Raw genomic sequence first — 15870 nt, 5'->3', positions numbered from 1 at the left:
ATGTTGGTATTGTTTGGTAGAAGTGCTGTTGAAATTATCAGTCAGACAGGAATTGGCTATCTGGATTCGTTTACCGGACTCATTTTCTTTTTATTAATAGGCAAATGGTTTCAAGGTAAAACATTTGAGAGCCTTACGTTTGATAGGGATTATAAATCCTACTTTCCTTTATCTGTGATTAGAAAATCTGGAATTCACGAAGAAAACGTAACTATTCATAAACTTGAAGTGGGTGATGAAATACTAATTAGAAATGAAGAGATTATCCCGTGTGATGCCGTATTGCTGAGTGACTATGCCAGTATTGATTATAGTTTTGTAACTGGCGAAAAAGATGCCATAAATGTAATAAATGGGGATTTGGTTTATGCTGGAGGAAAGCTTAAAGGAGGTAAGTCAGCATTTAGGGTAAAGGCTAGGTCATCACAAAGTTATCTCACTAGTTTATGGAACGACAAGGCATTTAAAAGGGATAAACATTCCACATCAGAGGAATTGACCAACAAAATAAGTAAGTACTTTACTTTGGCGATACTCAGTATCGCTTTGATTGGTGGCATCTATTGGATGATGTTTGATGCCGAAAAAATTTGGCCTGTTGTAACTGCGGTTTTAATTGTGGCCTGCCCTTGTGCACTTGCTTTAGCTGCACCTTTTACAAATGGAAATGCCATTAGAATTTTAGGACAAAAAGGATTTTTCCTTAAAAAAGCTTCTATTACTGAAAAATTAGCGAATTGCAATGTTTTAATTTTTGATAAAACTGGAACACTTACTGAACAAACTAAGCACACAATAAAGTATGTAGGTAAAGAATTGAATGAGTTTGAAAAGATGGCTATTAAAAGTCTAAGTGCTAATTCAACACATCCACTTAGTCAGCTGGTTTATAATGAATTAGAAGAGGAAGTGTGTAGGGTTAATAATTTCGAAGAAATCTCAGGTAAGGGTATAAAGGCCAGTATTAATGGCATTGAATATAAATTGGGTGCTGCGCATTGGTTGGGCGTGAATGATTACGTTGAATTTGACCAAGCAAGAGTTTATGTAAGTGTCAATGGGTTTGTTAAAGGGAGCTTCGAAATTAAATTAAGTTATAGGACAGGATTAAAAACGCTCATGTATTCGCTAGTTCATAAACATAAACTAATGGTTGTGTCTGGTGATAACGACAGCGAGCTTAATAACCTCGAAAAGATATTTCCGAAGGGAACACAATTCTTTTTTAATCAAAAGCCTGATGATAAACTAAATATCGTTGAAGAATTACAGAATGCAGGGAATAACGTGATGATGCTAGGAGATGGATTGAACGATGCGGGAGCTTTGCAGAAAAGTGATATCGGTATTGCTGTAAGTGATGATGTAGCTGCCTTTTCTCCTGCTTGTGATGGTATCATACAAGGTAATGTACTTGCAAGGCTTAATACTTTTCTGGAGTTTGCCAGAATTAATAAACGAATTTTATTTGAAAGTTTTGGTATCTCCTTTTTATATAATGTAGTAGGTTTAGGTTTTGCTTTGTCTGGTTTGCTAACGCCCATTGTTGCAGCGATACTAATGCCGTTGAGTAGCATTTCGATAATACTTTTCACAACTTTAACCAGTAACTATTATGCCAAGAAACTAAATATCTAAGCTATGTCTGTAATTTTTGTTTTAATAATGGTTAGTTTAATTGTGGCCAGCTGCTTTTTAGGCTTATTTATATGGGCGAATAAATCTGGGCAGTATGATGATACTGTTAGCCCGGCAATACGGATGTTGTTTGATGAAAAGAAGGCCAAGAAAAAAGAAAAATAATTTATAAAGGCTCTTCTTCTACCGCTTTGGTTCGTTTTGGTAAGTCTTCTAATGCCTTATTTATTCCTTCTTTTATTTCAGAATAGTTCACTTTTGGGTGTGCTGGCAAATATCGCTCTGTTATAGATCTAAAAACTATTTGACCTAACTCCCGATCTGCAACATCAATAATTAGTGTGCCTTTCAAAAAGTGATAATAGAGTTCACTTTCATCGTAATGCTCCCATAGCGGCAATGCTTCTTCATGCACAATAGAGTTAAGGGCCGAATCTTCTTTTAATACAACATGGAAGTTTAGCATTAAATCAGAGTTTTCATCCCCTTGTTCATACCCTTTATTATACATTTCTTCCGCAATCGCATTCGTAATATCTTCCAACACAGCTTTTGAGTATATATAATCTGGCCCATCAAACGATGGCGTACAATTATTTAACCAACACCAGGTTTTATATTGGCTGAAATCGGCCTTAGGATCTTGTTGAGATTCAATATTGTATTCGCCACATGCAGCGAATATTAGTAAAAGGGGTATTGCTAGTTTTTTCATGATAATACAAATCTACTAGCTGACATTGCTTTTTAAGTTGAGTACAATCAAACAGCTTCGTGATGTTTGTCAGGATTTTTGATTTTATTCCTGATGAGATTTGCTAAATGAAGATCCCGGAAGAATTGATAGAAAAGTATAATGTCCCTGCTCCGAGGTATACCAGTTATCCAACTGTGCCTTATTGGGAAGAAGAAAAATTGAATGAGTCTGATTGGTTGTCTGTAGTTAAGCAAACCTTTAATGAGTCAAACCAAACACAAGGAATAAGTTTATATGTTCATTTGCCTTATTGTGAAAGCCTATGCACATATTGCGCCTGTAATACTCGCATTACTAAAAATCATGCAGTTGAAGACACCTATATCAATGCAGTTTTAGCAGAATGGGATATTTATATCAAAACGTTTGAGCAAACACCAATTTTAAGGGAAGTACATTTGGGAGGTGGCACGCCAACTTTTTTTAGCCCCGAAAACTTAAATAAGTTGCTTTCACAAATTTATTCAAAAAGCCTGTTGCACCCTTTATTTGAGTGCTCGTTTGAAGGTCATCCAAATAATACAAATTTAGATCATCTGGAGGTACTGTATAACCTTGGTTCCAGACGAGTTAGTTTTGGGGTTCAGGATCTCAACTTCAAAGTGCAAAAAACAATCAATAGGGTACAACCTTTTGAAAATGTGCTTAAAGCAACTGAAGATGCTCGAAAAATTGGCTTTAAGTCTGTTAACTTTGATTTAATATATGGTTTACCATTTCAGACAGTCACCAGTGTAAAAGATACAATAGCTTCTGTTATACAATTAAAACCAGAACGGATCGCATTTTACAGCTATGCCCATGTGCCATGGAAAAGACCAGGCCAAAGAGCATACACCGAGGCAGACTTGCCAGATAACTCGTACAAACGGGAATTATATGAAGAAGGTAAAAAGCTGCTAACCGACAACGGTTATATAGATGTTGGAATGGATCATTTTGCCCTACCGAACGATCCGCTATATAAAGCTTATCAAACGAAAAGCATGCATAGGAATTTCATGGGATATACACATGCAACTACTGATTTGCTTATAGGGTTAGGCTCATCTGCTGTAAGCGATGCTAAATATGCCTATGCACAAAACGCTAAGCATGTTGAAGACTACAAAGAGAAAATAGGCAATGGTAAGTTAGCATTAGAGAAAGGACATTTTCTGTCAGACGAAGATCTTCTAATGAGGAAAATTATGTTGGAAATAACTTGCAATGGAGAACTGTGCTGGACTTCTACTCCAAATTGGCTCACTCTTAATATGCTTATTCAGTTAAATACTATGCATGAAGAAGGTTTGCTAAGGCTTTATCCAACCGGGTTTAGACTTACCGATTTAGGCATGGCATTTTTAAGAAATATCTGTATGGTGTTTGATAAACGCCTAACAGAATTCAAAAGTGAACAACAGATGTTCAGTAAAGCGATATAATTTAGAATAACTGGAGAATCTATAAACAAATTTGAATAGCTAATAGAGATTAATTGCATGCCAGCTTCCAATCTGATTTTTGTCATTTTTCTTGCTAATTCAAATCAATATGATAATTTGAATCCTTATCTACCTTCGGGTATCAATTTTAAACCAAATGTAAACTATGGAACTAGAGAAATTCAGCTATGATAATAAGATAGTTAAGTATTTTATCATAGCTACCGTCATCTTCGGTGTTGTTGGGATGCTAGTGGGTTTAACAGCTGCGATTCAACTGTTTTACCCCATTTTTAATTTCGATCTCGAATACACCACATTTGGCCGGATCAGGCCACTTCACACCAATGCTATCATTTTTGCCTTTGTAGGTAATGCGATGTTTGCAGGGGTGTATTATTCGATGCAGCGCCTGCTCAAAACCAGAATGTTTAGTGATGCTCTCAGCTGGATTAACTTCTGGGGCTGGCAACTCATAATTTTGGCTGCTGCAATTACATTACCGCTAGGGTTAACTACTTCAAAGGAATACGCTGAATTAGAATGGCCAATAGATATTGCCATTGCTTTGATATGGGTGGTATTTGGTATTAATATGATTGGTACTATTCTAAAAAGAAGAGAACGGCATATGTATGTGGCTATCTGGTTCTATATCGCCACATTTGTTACGGTTGCAGTATTACATATAGTTAATTCGTTTGAAATGCCAGTGAGCTTATTTAAAAGCTATAGCTGGTACGCAGGTGTTCAGGATGCGCTGGTTCAGTGGTGGTATGGACACAATGCGGTTGCATTTTTCTTAACTACTCCTTTTTTAGGGTTGATGTATTATTTCTTGCCTAAAGCGGCAAATAGGCCTGTTTATTCGTACAAGTTATCCATTATACATTTTTGGTCGCTGATATTTATTTACATATGGGCAGGACCACACCATTTACTTTATACTTCTTTACCCGACTGGGCACAGTCTCTAGGTGTGGTTTTTTCAATAATGCTAATTGCACCAAGCTGGGGTGGTATGCTAAACGGGCTATTAACACTTAGAGGAGCCTGGGACAGGGTAAGAGAAGACCCGGTTTTAAAATTTATGGTAGTGGCCGTAACGGCCTATGGTATGTCGACTTTTGAAGGCCCGATGCTCTCTTTAAAAAATGTGAATGCTATAGCCCACTATACAGATTGGATTATAGCCCACGTTCATATTGGAGGATTAGGATGGAATGGTTTTCTAATATTTGGGATGCTTTATTGGCTGATACCAAAAATGTGGGGAACAAAACTATATTCTGTTTCATTGGCTAACAGTCACTTTTGGATAGGCACATTGGGAATTATATTTTATGCCTTGCCATTATACGTTGCTGGTATAACACAAAGCCTCATGTGGAAAGAGTTTAACGCTGAAGGATTTTTGGAGTATAAAAACTTCCTCGAAACAGTCGTTCAAATATTACCAATGTATGTACTAAGAGCCATTGGCGGTACTCTTTACCTGACAGGTGTATTTGTAATGATTTACAATCTAATGAAAACAGCTGGCACGGGAAGCTTTATTGCCAATGAAGATGCAGAAGCACCAGCATTGAAGAAAGAAGAAAAGGTACATACTACCGGATGGCATACTGTTTTGGAACGTAAACCAGTATTATTTACTGTTTTAACTCTTATAGCCATTGTTATTGGTGGAGTGATCGAAATGGTTCCAACGTTTTTAATAGAAAGCAATGTACCTACTATAAGTAGTGTAAAGCCTTATACACCATTAGAACTTCATGGTAGAGACTTATATATTAGAGAAGGTTGCGTGAGTTGCCACTCTCAAATGGTTAGGCCATTTCGTTCTGAGACCGAACGCTATGGAGAATATTCAAAAGCGGGTGAGTTCGTTTATGATCATCCATTTTTATGGGGCTCGAAAAGAACTGGACCCGATTTACACAGGGTAGGTGCTAAATATCCTGATAGTTGGCACTTCTATCATATGCTTGACCCAGGTTCTGTATCCGCTGGCTCAATAATGCCACCTTATCCTTGGCTATATGAGAAAACCATCGATAAATCTATGACAGCCAGTATGATCAGTGCATTGAGAACCATTGGAGTTCCTTATGAAGAAGGTTATGAAGATGTAGCTAACGATGAGTTAGACAAACAGGCTGCTGAAATAGCTGCAAGACTTAAAGCCGAAGATAATATTGAAATTGTGCCAGAAGCTGAGATAGTAGCTTTAATAGCCTACTTGCAACGATTAGGCACAGACATAAAAGTAAAACCAGAACAAACAACTCAAAACCCGTAAGCCATGTTTAAATATTATTTCGAACAAATACACAACGTAGAGATCTGGCCAATAATCTCATTGTCCATCTTTATGATCTTTTTCCTCTGTTTGCTACTCTGGGTATTTACCACTGATAAGAAATACATAGAAAAAATGGAACAGTTACCCATGGATGGCGGAGAATTGTCTAACTCAAATCAGAAGAGCCATGAATAAGAAAATAGTTATCACATCATTATTAATGCTAGCCTTGGTAATTGATACCTTGGCGCAAACAACTGGCGAAACGGTAAGCACGGATACTGCCTTGCTCATAGTTTCTGGGTTTGTATTTGTTGTTGCTCTTTTAGTTTTGGGTGTTTCCGTGGTAGTTCTACGCTTACTTAGAGCAATGGTAAGACAAGAACTTCAGAAAAAGGCCGTAGAAAAAGGTGTTGAGTTTGTAGAGGAAGAAAGCTGGTGGTCTAAGCTTATGAAATCCACCACTGATGCAGTTCCTGTCGAAAGGGAAGAAACTATAATTCTTGATCATAATTATGATGGAATCAGGGAGTTGGATAATCACTTACCTCCATGGTGGAAATGGTTGTTCTATGTAACAATAATATTTGCTGTGGTCTACATGATTGGCTACCATGTTATTGGTAATATGCCATTGCAGCTTGAAGAATATCAGGCTGAAGTATATGCAGCCAATGAAGCCTCTAAAGCGCGATTAGCGAATGCTCCGGCAGAAAACATAGACGCAACAAATGTGGTAGCTTTAACAGATGCCGTATCATTACAAAAAGGCAAGCAAATTTACCTAAATAACTGTTCGCAATGCCATAAAGAACTAGGTGAGGGTGGAATAGGTCCAAATCTGACGGATGACTATTGGCTTCATGGTGGCGATATTTCAAGTGTATTCACAACGATTAAGAAAGGTGTACCTGAAAAAGGTATGATTGCATGGGAGCCGCTTTTATCTCCTGGCCAAATGCAAAACGTATCTTCTTACATACTTACACTTAGAGGTACAAATCCACCTAATGCCAAGGAGCCCCAGGGAGAACTATATGTCCCTGAAGTTATTGAAGATGCACTGGACAGTGTGAATGTTGAGGAAGTTAATGAAGCAGTAGATAGCTTACAAATGGCTGCGAGCAATTAGATATGGACCAAAAGGATTTATATCAATTTGATGAGGAATTTAGAGATACTATTGCTACTGTGGATGAAAGCGGCAAGCGTATTTGGGTATACCCTAAAAAACCTCAAGGATACTATCATAACCTGCGAATTGGATTTACTATCTTATTATTAGGCATCCTGTTCGCAGGTCCTTTTATTACTATTGGCGGTAAGCCGTTGTTATTACTCAATATCTTCGAACGTAAGTTTGTAATATTTGGTCAAGCATTTTGGCCACAAGATTTCTTTTTGCTAGCGCTCTTACTTATTACATTCTTCGTAATAGTCATTCTATTCACGGTGGTATTTGGCCGCTTGTGGTGTGGTTGGGCTTGTCCACAAACTCTTTTTATGGAAATGGTTTTCCGTAAGATTGAATATTGGATTGAAGGGGATGCCAACCAACAACGTAAATTAGATCAGCAGCCATGGAGTTTTGAAAAAATTAGAAAGAAAGGCTTAAAACATCTCATTTACATTTCAATCGCTTTTCTAATATCTCATACTGTAATGTCTTACCTACTGGGTTATGAACAAGTACTAGATATTGTAAGTCAACCACCATCAACTAACATGGCGGGCTTTACCGGTATGCTGGTTTTTACTGGTATTTTCTATTGGGTATTTGCCTATTTAAGAGAACAGGCTTGTGTTGCTATTTGTCCATATGGCAGATTACAAGGGGTATTATTAGATAATAAATCGATAGCTGTAATGTATGATTGGCTTAGAGGTGAGCCAAGGGGTAAATTAAAAAAGAATGAGCCGGTTGAAGAAAAGGGTGATTGTATAGATTGTAAATTATGTGTACATGCCTGTCCTACCGGAATTGATATTAGAAATGGCACACAACTAGAGTGTGTTAATTGCACTGCGTGTATTGATGCTTGTGACGATGTAATGGAAAAAATCAATAAGCCAAAAGGCCTCATACGTTATGCATCGCACGAATCGATAAGTACAGGTACAAAGAATTTATTCAACACAAGAGTAAAGGCTTATTCTGTTGTGCTTCTGCTATTAATGAGCATTTTAATCTCTGCACTTGTATCAAGGTCTGATATTGAAACAACGGTATTAAAAGTACCGGGTCAATTGTATCAAAGAACTGATAGAGGAACTATTACGAACCTTTACAATATTCAATTTGTGAACAAGACTTTTGATGATATGGAAGTTGAAGTGAAAGTATTGAAGAACCCTGAAGCATTAATTAGCAAAGTAGGAGGTGGGGCTCAAAACCTTAAAGCCAATAGTTTGAGCGAGGGAGTTTATTTTATTGAATTACCATATAAAGCGATAACATCTGCCAGAATGAAGCTTGAACTCGGGATATATGTAAATGGAGAATTAGAAGAAACGGTTAATACCAAATTTTTAGGGCCAATAAATAACTAAGCGCATGAATTGGGGAACAAAAATAGTAATCACATTTATTTCTTTCGCAGCCATAATAATTACCATGGTAGTGATAAGCATGAAACAGGATATCAGCCTGGTTGCTACTGATTATTACAAACAAGAGTTGGCTTATCAAGATCAGATAAACAGGCAACAGCATGCTTTAGGTCTTGGCGATCAAGTTACATTTGAATTTAATCAAAATGAGCATAAGTTTTTTATTAATAGCGACTTGAATACCAAAGGTGAAATACATTTTTATAGGCCTTCTGACGCAAAAAAGGACCGGATTATACCATTCGAAATTACTGCTGGATCTACACAGTTTATTAGTACAGAAGGGATGGACTTAGGACTATGGAGGGTTAAACTTTTATGGGTAGAAGGGGAGAAAGAAGCGTATATTGAAAAGACCATAATTATTTAATGATAGGTGCTCTAATCATCGGAATTACCATAGGCCTTTTTGGCGGCTTCCATTGCATAGCCATGTGTGGTCCTGTGGCCGCATATATTCATTCTAAAAGTGGCAGTAATTTGTCTATGCTTTTCTATAACTCCGGAAGGCTAGTAACTTATGTGTTGCTAGGGGCTCTTGTCGGAATGGTAGGTGCTGGCATTCAGCTTGCTAACTGGCAAAGTGTGGTTTCTGTGGTTTCTGGAATAATATTATTGTTAATGATTATTATTCCAAAATTCTCTTTGAAGCTCTCTGGTTGGTCTTCAGCTAATTTCGTTGTAACCAAATTGAAGAGTAGGCTTTTATCATTAAATCAAACAAAAACCCCTTTAGTATATTTTCTACTCGGACTTATCAATGGATTATTGCCATGCGGGTTGGTTTATATGGCTTTAATCGCTTCGTTAAATGGTGGTGGTATGTTCGAATCAATTGTGGTTATGGCAGGCTTTGGGCTCGGAACATGGCCGCTGATGTGGTTAATAATGATAGGCGGAAGCTTCTTAAATAAGCACACCTTAATAAAACGATTAGTGCCGTCACTTACAGTAGTTGTTGGAATACTGCTAATAGTTAGAGGGCTTTCGTTAGATATTCCATATGTGAGTCCGGTGTTGGCTCAGTTAGGTTGGGATGCGGGCATTACAACTTGTACAACGCCATAAATAGATTTTAAATCAATCGAATACATGAGTAATTTAAAAATTGTTAGTGCTAAAGAGGCAATTGATCAAATCAAGTCCAACCAAAACGTTTTTATACAAGGGGCTGCAATGACCCCCAATCATTTGATTAATGAACTATGCAACAATTATGAAGGGTTGAAAAATGTGAACCTGGTGCATATGCATACAGAGGGTGAAGCTTTATATACTCAGGAACCATACAGAAACTCGTTTAAAACGGTGAGTTGTTTTGTTGGTGCCAATGTTCGTAAGGCAATAAACACAGGATTTGGTGATTATATTCCAATTTTTTTAAGTGAGATACATCAATTGTTTAGGCGGAATATTATTCCCTTAGATGTAGCGATAATCCAGGTGTCACCACCCGATCAGCACGGCTTTTGTTCACTTGGAACTTCTATTGATGTAACCATACCAGCCATAGAAACTGCTGGAATTGTTATCGCACAGATTAATAAACACGTTCCTCGCACGCATGGTGATGGCATTATCCATATCAGTAAGATTGATTATGCCGTGGAAGTAGATGAGCCAATTCACTGCTCCGTATTAAACCCACCTTCTGAAATTGAGAATAGAATTGGGCAGCATGTTTCTTCTTTAGTAGAAGATGGCGCAACACTGCAGATGGGCATAGGAGGTATTCCTAATGTGGTGCTGGCAAATCTTGTAAATCATAAAGATCTCGGCATTCACACAGAAATGTTTTCAGATGGTATTTTAAAATTGGTGGAAGCGGGAGTATTAACAGGTGCAAAGAAAGCAGTAAAACCAGGCAAAATAGTCAGTTGTTTTGCAGTTGGTTCACAGAAGCTATATGATTTTATGGATAATAATCCGTTGATTCATTTAAAAGAAGCGGCATATACTAATGATACAGCTGTGATAAGAAAAAACCCCAAAGTAACAGCTATTAATAGTGCCATTGAAATTGATATTACTGGACAAGTCTGTGCCGATACTATAGGTATGTACCAATTTTCTGGTGTAGGAGGACAAATGGATTTTATTAGAGGCGCCTCTCTTTCTGAAGGTGGCAAGGCCATTATTGCCATGCCTTCAGTAACAAATAAAGGGCTAAGCAAAATTGTGCCTGTGCTAAAAGAGGGGGCAGGGGTTACCACAACCAGGGCCCATGTGCACTATATTGCAACTGAAAACGGTGTGGTAGACCTCTATGGTAAAAGTCTGAAGCAACGAGCAAGGGCACTTATATCGATCGCACATCCAGATCATCAGCAGTTTTTAGAGGAAAAAGCCTTTGAGAGGTTTAAAATCCAAGTTTGAAATTATATATTAATGGAAAGTGTAATGGCGCCTATCTTATAATTAGATAGGCGTTTTTTTATACAACGGTCAGTAGGCTAACTAGCCGAAATATTAAATCTAAAGTCATATTTTATCCTGATTTCTATCATCAATTGCCTGCTGTTTGACCCATAATATTGTATCGTCAAATAGATGAAAAAGTCATGAACACGAAAGCAATTTTACTCTTGATATTTATCGGAACCCTGTCATCTGTAGGTGCCCAGTCTTACAAGCTAGATAATGCATCCAGTTCGTTAAAAGTGTTAGGTACTTCTACCTTACATGATTGGGAAATTATTGCAGAAGAGCTCAATGGCATGGCTCAAGTATCAAGTGAAAACGATGTCTACTCTATTAATTCTTTAGATTTTCAGGTAAAAGTTGAAAGCCTGAAAAGTGGTAAGAGTTCAATGGATAACAACACTTACGAGGCACTTAATAGTGATGATTATGCCACTATTAATTATGCGCTTAAAGAAGTGGTGTCAGCATCAAGAAATGGAAATAACTATGACCTTAAAACCAAAGGCGCTTTAACAATTGCCGGAACTACCAAGGTCATCACCATTCCTGTAAAAGCTGAAATTAATGGAAATAAGATGGTATGTAGCGGAGAGGTTACATTTAAAATGACAGACTTCAACGTGGATCCACCTACTGCCTTACTGGGAACAGTAAAAACTGGTGATGAAATTACCATCACATTTAAAACTGAGTTTAAAAATTAATCAATCAATAAAAAACCAAAACAATGAAAAATTATTTAAAACTTTCAACGCTGGCCCTCATATTAGTATCAATGACGGCATATGCACAAAAAGGTCGATTAATGCAATATGAGCGACCTGTCGGAAAAGATGGTATCAATATTTATGAAGCACCAAAAGCAGACACTATTGAATTTGAAGGTGATATGAAAGTTAGAGTAGGAGGTGATTACTCTATCTTGTTTCAAGGATTATCACAGGAGAATGATGCTACTGCCCCAGAGCAATTAGTTGATCTATCAAGCAACTTTGCTTTACCTACAGCCAATTTAAATATTGACGTTCAGATAAAGGATGGGTTAAGAATGCACGTTAGAACCTATTTATCTTCAAGACACCATCCAGAAGCTTGGGTGAAAGGTGGTTATTTCCAAGTAGATAATTTGGATTTTATTAAAGAAGGGTTGTTAAGTGGTGTAATGGAAAAAGCAAGATTTAGATTTGGTATGAATGATATCAACTATGGTGATACTCACTTTAGAAGATCAGATAATGCCAGATCAATGTACAACCCATTTGTTGGCAACTACATTATGGACGCCTTTACTACAGAACCATTTGCTGAGATATCATACTTCCCTGGAGATTTGTTTGCTGTATTAGGTATCTCAAATGGCCGACTAAATCAAGCACCTGTTACTGGCGATGACGGACATGCAGTATATGCCAAACTGGGTTATGATAAGCAAGTAAATGATGACTTAAGGTTTAGATTAACAGGCTCTTACTATAGCAGTAGTGAAAGAAGTACTCGTGATTATCTATATAATGGGGACAGGGCTGGCGCCAGATACTATAATGTACTTGAAGGTGTAGATAACGGTGGCAGTGATTTTGACCCTAGATTTAATCCTAGATTTGGATATCAAAATTCAATAATGATTAATCCATCTGTAATTTATGGCGGATTCGAATTCTTCGGTTTATTCGAAACTGTTGAAAACGGAGATGATGACATCGGAGGGTCTTTAACTCATTTAGGTGCAGAAGCACTATATAGGTTTGGAGGAAGAGATCAGCTTTATTTCGGAGCAAGATTTAACCAAGTTGATGGTGAATTAGCTGATGGGGCTCCAAGCATAACAATTTCACGAACAAATATTGGCGGAGGTTGGTTTTTAACCGATCATGTTATGACAAAAATTGAATATGTAACTTCCAAATATGAAGGTGACGGTTTTATTGGCGATAAGCGTCAAGGAGCAGAATTTGATGGATTCGTAATTGAAGCAGTAATTAGCTTCTAAAACGGATTAATTTTAAACTAGAAAAGGGGGCATTGCCCCCTTTTTTTATGCATAAAGGTTTAGATGACAATAATCAGTAGGCACCCTAATAGGGGTCATCTAATTTTTGAAATAAATGGGGGAAATTAATAGTTAAACAAGGAGATTATTATGGGACTTCATTCAAATTATTTCGATAGACAAGCTGATTTTAGCGTGTCACACAACAAAAAGCCTAAACAAAAATTAGTTAGGTTATACGATCAAAGCAAGTTATTTAATGACCTCTTTGAAATTAAGAAAACGAAGAAAAAGCAGTATGACAGTCTAAGAGGTTTACTTTTTAATATTGGCCTCTTTTTAAGCATCAGCTTAATAACTCTAATTATCAACTGGAAATTTTATGAGACTGGCGAATTAGTTGATCTCACATCCCATTCGATTTATGAAGATGAGCTTTTTGAAGTGCCACCTACAGAGCAAACCCCTCCAGAACCTGTGAAAGTATTAAAACAACCCAACATCATTGAAGTGCCTGATGAAGAGACAATTAAAGAGGATATTAAAATTGATTTAGATATTAGTATTGATGAGGATACTGAATTTGAGCAGATAGAAATTATGACCAGCGAAGAGCCTTCAGAAGAGGTTGCTGATGAAGTATTTACCATCGTTGAAAATCAACCAACCCCAATAGGTGGCCTTGCTGCATTTTACGCTTACATTAATGAGAACATAAAATACCCTGCGGCTGCAAGAAGAATGAGTATTCAGGGTAAAGTATTTGTACAGTTTATTGTTAATAAAGATGGGCGATTAAGTGACATTAAGGTAATAAAAGGGATTGGCTCCGGATGTGATGAAGAAGCTGTGCGTGTTTTGCAAAATGCTGAACCATGGAACCCCGGTAAGCAGAGAGGTGTTGCGGTACGCGTTAAAATGGTAATCCCAATTCATTTCATGCTACATAATTAGTCTTATCTTAATTCGATGTCTGACTATACAGCAAGTCTCAATGAGTTTAATAGAATTAAAGGGTATTTTACTGGTGATAAGAACATTGCAGCCTACTTTCTAGCACATTTTAACTCAGCCACTGTTTCAGAAGTTAGAATTAAACTAAATGAGTGTATAAATCATTCAGAAAACCGATTCAACTTGTCGGACTTGTCAGCTTACATTTTAAAGCTCAACCTTGATACACTCTTACGATCAGGCGACTTAAGTGCAGTTCAAAAGATATGTGAATTTAAAAATAGTGGCTTTGGCATTTGCCAAATCGCATCCAGGTATTGCAATTGGCATAACGCTCATGCATATGCTATATGCAGTGAATATGCATATCAATTTCTTTATAATAAAATGCCTACAGAAAACACCGAGGTGTCCTACGTCAGGTTCACTAAAGATATTGCCAGAAAAAGAAAAGAAATGAACTTGGAAGAACTTAATTACATGGAATTTGATAAGTTTTTGTGGTTATTCAAACCTGGTATGCAGGGTTAAGCTTACGCCTATTGTTTCATCTACCTTTATTAAACCCATAAGTGCAGTAGGAGGGTCGAGGTTAAAATCATTAATATCGAACGTAGAATTTAGCTTAATTCTATAGCTCACTTCGTCTAATTTGCTTATATCATAATTTAGCAAATACCTATTGGTTATTCCCGCAATAGTCACTAAAGTCTCTGCTTTGGAGTTTTCGCAATTAAGATCATCGAAATTTCTAATGCTGATTAACTCAAATTCCATAAACGGATGGTCTTCAGCTTTGAGGGTTTCCTTCATATCACGTGTAATAAACTTGCTTCCACAATCAAACTGCTTTACTGGAATGGAGAATTTGGTATTACTAAACTTTACAGTGGTTGCTTGCACATTGTAGGAAACACTCACACTTTCACCACAAAAGCCCTGAATAATATGACAATCAAAGGAATTGACAGAGGATTTACCACTTATTTTAAATGTGCTTTCTTCTTCAATAACCATTGTTTTGGTAACAGACTGACTGTTAGACTTAATTGGAATTGAAAGAAGTAAGAAGACAATTAGCTTATTCATGGTTTGAATTTGTTCCTTGCAAATAAAGGTTATTGATCTTCTATTATTAATGATCTATGTCAGATTCAATTATGAGAGAAATGACATAAACTATATTAATACTTTCGAAAATAAACCTACTATTTTCAGTGTATTAAATATACTGTTCGGAAAGACCAATTATTAGTAGTACCTTTGTACCATAATTAGCAGGAGTATCACTTCTTTATTCTATCCAACCGATTCAATAATTAATTTTTTACCCCTTCTAACATTTTTTATTAACACTAGAAACGGGGATTAATATCTTTTAAAGTTTATCAATCATACACTTATCCAATCGGCACAAAAAAATAAAATTGTCGATCTGGACTGGTGAAGTAATGCCTATTTCTAAGGTTAGAAATTAACCATATGAATACAACAAAAGTAAAGAGATCCAGAAATGCTGGATTCAAAAATCGTTCTGCAAGCAGGCCTTCAGGACAAGGAAGAAGAAGCAACAACTCAAAGAAAAAAGCTACAACTTCAATTGATATTAACCAGTTGGTAAAAAGGGCGAAACCGTCTATCCAACATAAATATATATCGGAAAGAACATTTGATGAAATGCCCTTAGATGTAAATCTTAAGGCAAATCTTCACAAAAAAGGGTACCAAACACCAAGTCAGATACAAGACGAAACGTTGGAGCCAT

At 36.8% G+C, this 15870-nt stretch carries 16 protein-coding genes and 1 pseudogene; 15 read left to right on the top strand and 2 right to left on the bottom strand.

All coding sequences use genetic code 11. The features are described from left to right. Together RLO81_RS20315 and ccoS are read left to right on the top strand one after the other, a co-directional pair. Positions 1 to 1638, top strand: a 1638-nt coding sequence (locus tag RLO81_RS20315; protein WP_350116287.1) for an HAD-IC family P-type ATPase, incomplete at its 5' end; no start/stop codon positions are given. A gap of 3 nt (positions 1639 to 1641) precedes the next feature. Next, on the top strand, positions 1642 to 1803 hold the full coding sequence (ccoS, locus tag RLO81_RS20310) for a cbb3-type cytochrome oxidase assembly protein CcoS (protein WP_350116284.1): 162 nt from the start codon (positions 1642 to 1644) through the stop codon (positions 1801 to 1803). A gap of 1 nt (position 1804) precedes the next feature. On the opposite strand, the gene RLO81_RS20305 is transcribed toward ccoS, so the two are convergent. After that, positions 1805 to 2353: a DUF4136 domain-containing protein gene (locus tag RLO81_RS20305; protein WP_350116281.1), complete on the bottom strand. Its 549-nt coding sequence runs from the start codon at positions 2351 to 2353 to the stop codon at positions 1805 to 1807. A 107-nt stretch (positions 2354 to 2460) separates the two neighbouring features. Between RLO81_RS20305 and hemN the strand changes: the two genes are divergently transcribed. The 12 genes from hemN (at position 2461) to RLO81_RS20245 (ending at position 14636) form a co-directional block, all read left to right on the top strand. Continuing rightward, positions 2461 to 3822, top strand: coding sequence for an oxygen-independent coproporphyrinogen III oxidase (hemN, locus tag RLO81_RS20300; RefSeq protein ID WP_350116278.1), 1362 nt, complete (start codon positions 2461 to 2463; stop codon positions 3820 to 3822). A 166-nt stretch (positions 3823 to 3988) separates the two neighbouring features. Further along, positions 3989 to 6124, top strand: a complete 2136-nt coding sequence (ccoN, locus tag RLO81_RS20295; RefSeq protein WP_350116275.1) for a cytochrome-c oxidase, cbb3-type subunit I — start codon at positions 3989 to 3991, stop codon at positions 6122 to 6124. A 3-nt stretch (positions 6125 to 6127) separates the two neighbouring features. Beyond that, positions 6128 to 6322 carry a cytochrome C oxidase Cbb3 gene (locus tag RLO81_RS20290; protein WP_350116272.1) on the top strand — a complete coding sequence of 65 codons (195 nt, stop codon included), beginning with the start codon at positions 6128 to 6130 and terminating at the stop codon, positions 6320 to 6322. After that, entirely contained in the window at positions 6315 to 7259 is a 945-nt protein-coding gene (locus RLO81_RS20285) for a cbb3-type cytochrome c oxidase N-terminal domain-containing protein (protein WP_350116269.1), read from the top strand. Before RLO81_RS20290 ends, RLO81_RS20285 begins: the two co-directional genes overlap by 8 nt. 2 nt (positions 7260 to 7261) lie before the next feature. Beyond that, positions 7262 to 8677 carry a cytochrome c oxidase accessory protein CcoG gene (gene ccoG / locus RLO81_RS20280; protein WP_350116266.1) on the top strand — a complete coding sequence of 472 codons (1416 nt, stop codon included), beginning with the start codon at positions 7262 to 7264 and terminating at the stop codon, positions 8675 to 8677. A gap of 4 nt (positions 8678 to 8681) precedes the next feature. Next, positions 8682 to 9107 carry a FixH family protein gene (locus RLO81_RS20275; protein ID WP_350116263.1) on the top strand — a complete coding sequence of 142 codons (426 nt, stop codon included), beginning with the start codon at positions 8682 to 8684 and terminating at the stop codon, positions 9105 to 9107. After that, a complete protein-coding gene (locus tag RLO81_RS20270) occupies positions 9107 to 9805 on the top strand; it encodes a sulfite exporter TauE/SafE family protein (RefSeq protein WP_350116260.1) in 699 nt (232 codons plus the stop codon). The genes RLO81_RS20275 and RLO81_RS20270 overlap by 1 nt, the downstream gene beginning before the upstream one ends. A 24-nt stretch (positions 9806 to 9829) precedes the next feature. Next, on the top strand, positions 9830 to 11113 hold the full coding sequence (locus RLO81_RS20265; RefSeq protein WP_350116257.1) for an acetyl-CoA hydrolase/transferase family protein: 1284 nt from the start codon (positions 9830 to 9832) through the stop codon (positions 11111 to 11113). A gap of 185 nt (positions 11114 to 11298) precedes the next feature. After that, on the top strand, positions 11299 to 11865 hold the full coding sequence (locus RLO81_RS20260) for a YceI family protein (protein ID WP_350116254.1): 567 nt from the start codon (positions 11299 to 11301) through the stop codon (positions 11863 to 11865). Positions 11866 to 11888: 23 nt separating this feature from the next. Next, the gene (locus RLO81_RS20255) at positions 11889 to 13151 is read left to right on the top strand and encodes a hypothetical protein (RefSeq protein WP_350116251.1); all 1263 of its coding nucleotides are present in this window, start codon (positions 11889 to 11891) and stop codon (positions 13149 to 13151) included. Between the two features lie 150 nt (positions 13152 to 13301). Next, the gene (locus RLO81_RS20250) at positions 13302 to 14105 is read left to right on the top strand and encodes an energy transducer TonB (protein ID WP_350116248.1); all 804 of its coding nucleotides are present in this window, start codon (positions 13302 to 13304) and stop codon (positions 14103 to 14105) included. Positions 14106 to 14120: 15 nt separating this feature from the next. After that, positions 14121 to 14636 carry an HI_0787 family protein gene (locus RLO81_RS20245; protein ID WP_350116246.1) on the top strand — a complete coding sequence of 172 codons (516 nt, stop codon included), beginning with the start codon at positions 14121 to 14123 and terminating at the stop codon, positions 14634 to 14636. On the opposite strand, the gene RLO81_RS20240 is transcribed toward RLO81_RS20245, so the two are convergent. Next, entirely contained in the window at positions 14610 to 15194 is a 585-nt protein-coding gene (locus RLO81_RS20240) for a YceI family protein (protein WP_350116243.1), read from the bottom strand. The genes RLO81_RS20245 and RLO81_RS20240 overlap by 27 nt on opposite strands. A gap of 393 nt (positions 15195 to 15587) precedes the next feature. Between RLO81_RS20240 and RLO81_RS20235 the strand changes: the two are divergent. Beyond that, positions 15588 to 15870, top strand: a pseudogene (locus RLO81_RS20235) (hypothetical protein); the annotation flags it as partial.

Source organism: Fulvivirga sp., from assembly GCF_040220315.1.
GTDB lineage: Bacteria > Bacteroidota > Bacteroidia > Cytophagales > Cyclobacteriaceae > Fulvivirga.
This window is presented reverse-complemented; position numbering and strand designations above follow the sequence as displayed.

Excerpts from the sequence above, each read along its gene's own strand:
- ccoS (WP_350116284.1), top strand. The coding sequence starts at position 1,642 with ATGTCTGTAATTTTTGTTTTAATAATGGTTAGTTTAATTGTGGCCAGC.
- RLO81_RS20305 (WP_350116281.1), bottom strand. The coding sequence starts at position 2,353 with ATGAAAAAACTAGCAATACCCCTTTTACTAATATTCGCTGCATGTGGC.
- hemN (WP_350116278.1), top strand. The coding sequence starts at position 2,461 with ATGAAGATCCCGGAAGAATTGATAGAAAAGTATAATGTCCCTGCTCCG.
- ccoN (WP_350116275.1), top strand. The coding sequence starts at position 3,989 with ATGGAACTAGAGAAATTCAGCTATGATAATAAGATAGTTAAGTATTTT.
- RLO81_RS20290 (WP_350116272.1), top strand. The coding sequence starts at position 6,128 with ATGTTTAAATATTATTTCGAACAAATACACAACGTAGAGATCTGGCCA.
- RLO81_RS20285 (WP_350116269.1), top strand. The coding sequence starts at position 6,315 with ATGAATAAGAAAATAGTTATCACATCATTATTAATGCTAGCCTTGGTA.
- ccoG (WP_350116266.1), top strand. The coding sequence starts at position 7,262 with ATGGACCAAAAGGATTTATATCAATTTGATGAGGAATTTAGAGATACT.
- RLO81_RS20275 (WP_350116263.1), top strand. The coding sequence starts at position 8,682 with ATGAATTGGGGAACAAAAATAGTAATCACATTTATTTCTTTCGCAGCC.
- RLO81_RS20270 (WP_350116260.1), top strand. The coding sequence starts at position 9,107 with ATGATAGGTGCTCTAATCATCGGAATTACCATAGGCCTTTTTGGCGGC.
- RLO81_RS20265 (WP_350116257.1), top strand. The coding sequence starts at position 9,830 with ATGAGTAATTTAAAAATTGTTAGTGCTAAAGAGGCAATTGATCAAATC.
- RLO81_RS20260 (WP_350116254.1), top strand. The coding sequence starts at position 11,299 with ATGAACACGAAAGCAATTTTACTCTTGATATTTATCGGAACCCTGTCA.
- RLO81_RS20255 (WP_350116251.1), top strand. The coding sequence starts at position 11,889 with ATGAAAAATTATTTAAAACTTTCAACGCTGGCCCTCATATTAGTATCA.
- RLO81_RS20250 (WP_350116248.1), top strand. The coding sequence starts at position 13,302 with ATGGGACTTCATTCAAATTATTTCGATAGACAAGCTGATTTTAGCGTG.
- RLO81_RS20245 (WP_350116246.1), top strand. The coding sequence starts at position 14,121 with ATGTCTGACTATACAGCAAGTCTCAATGAGTTTAATAGAATTAAAGGG.
- RLO81_RS20240 (WP_350116243.1), bottom strand. The coding sequence starts at position 15,194 with ATGAATAAGCTAATTGTCTTCTTACTTCTTTCAATTCCAATTAAGTCT.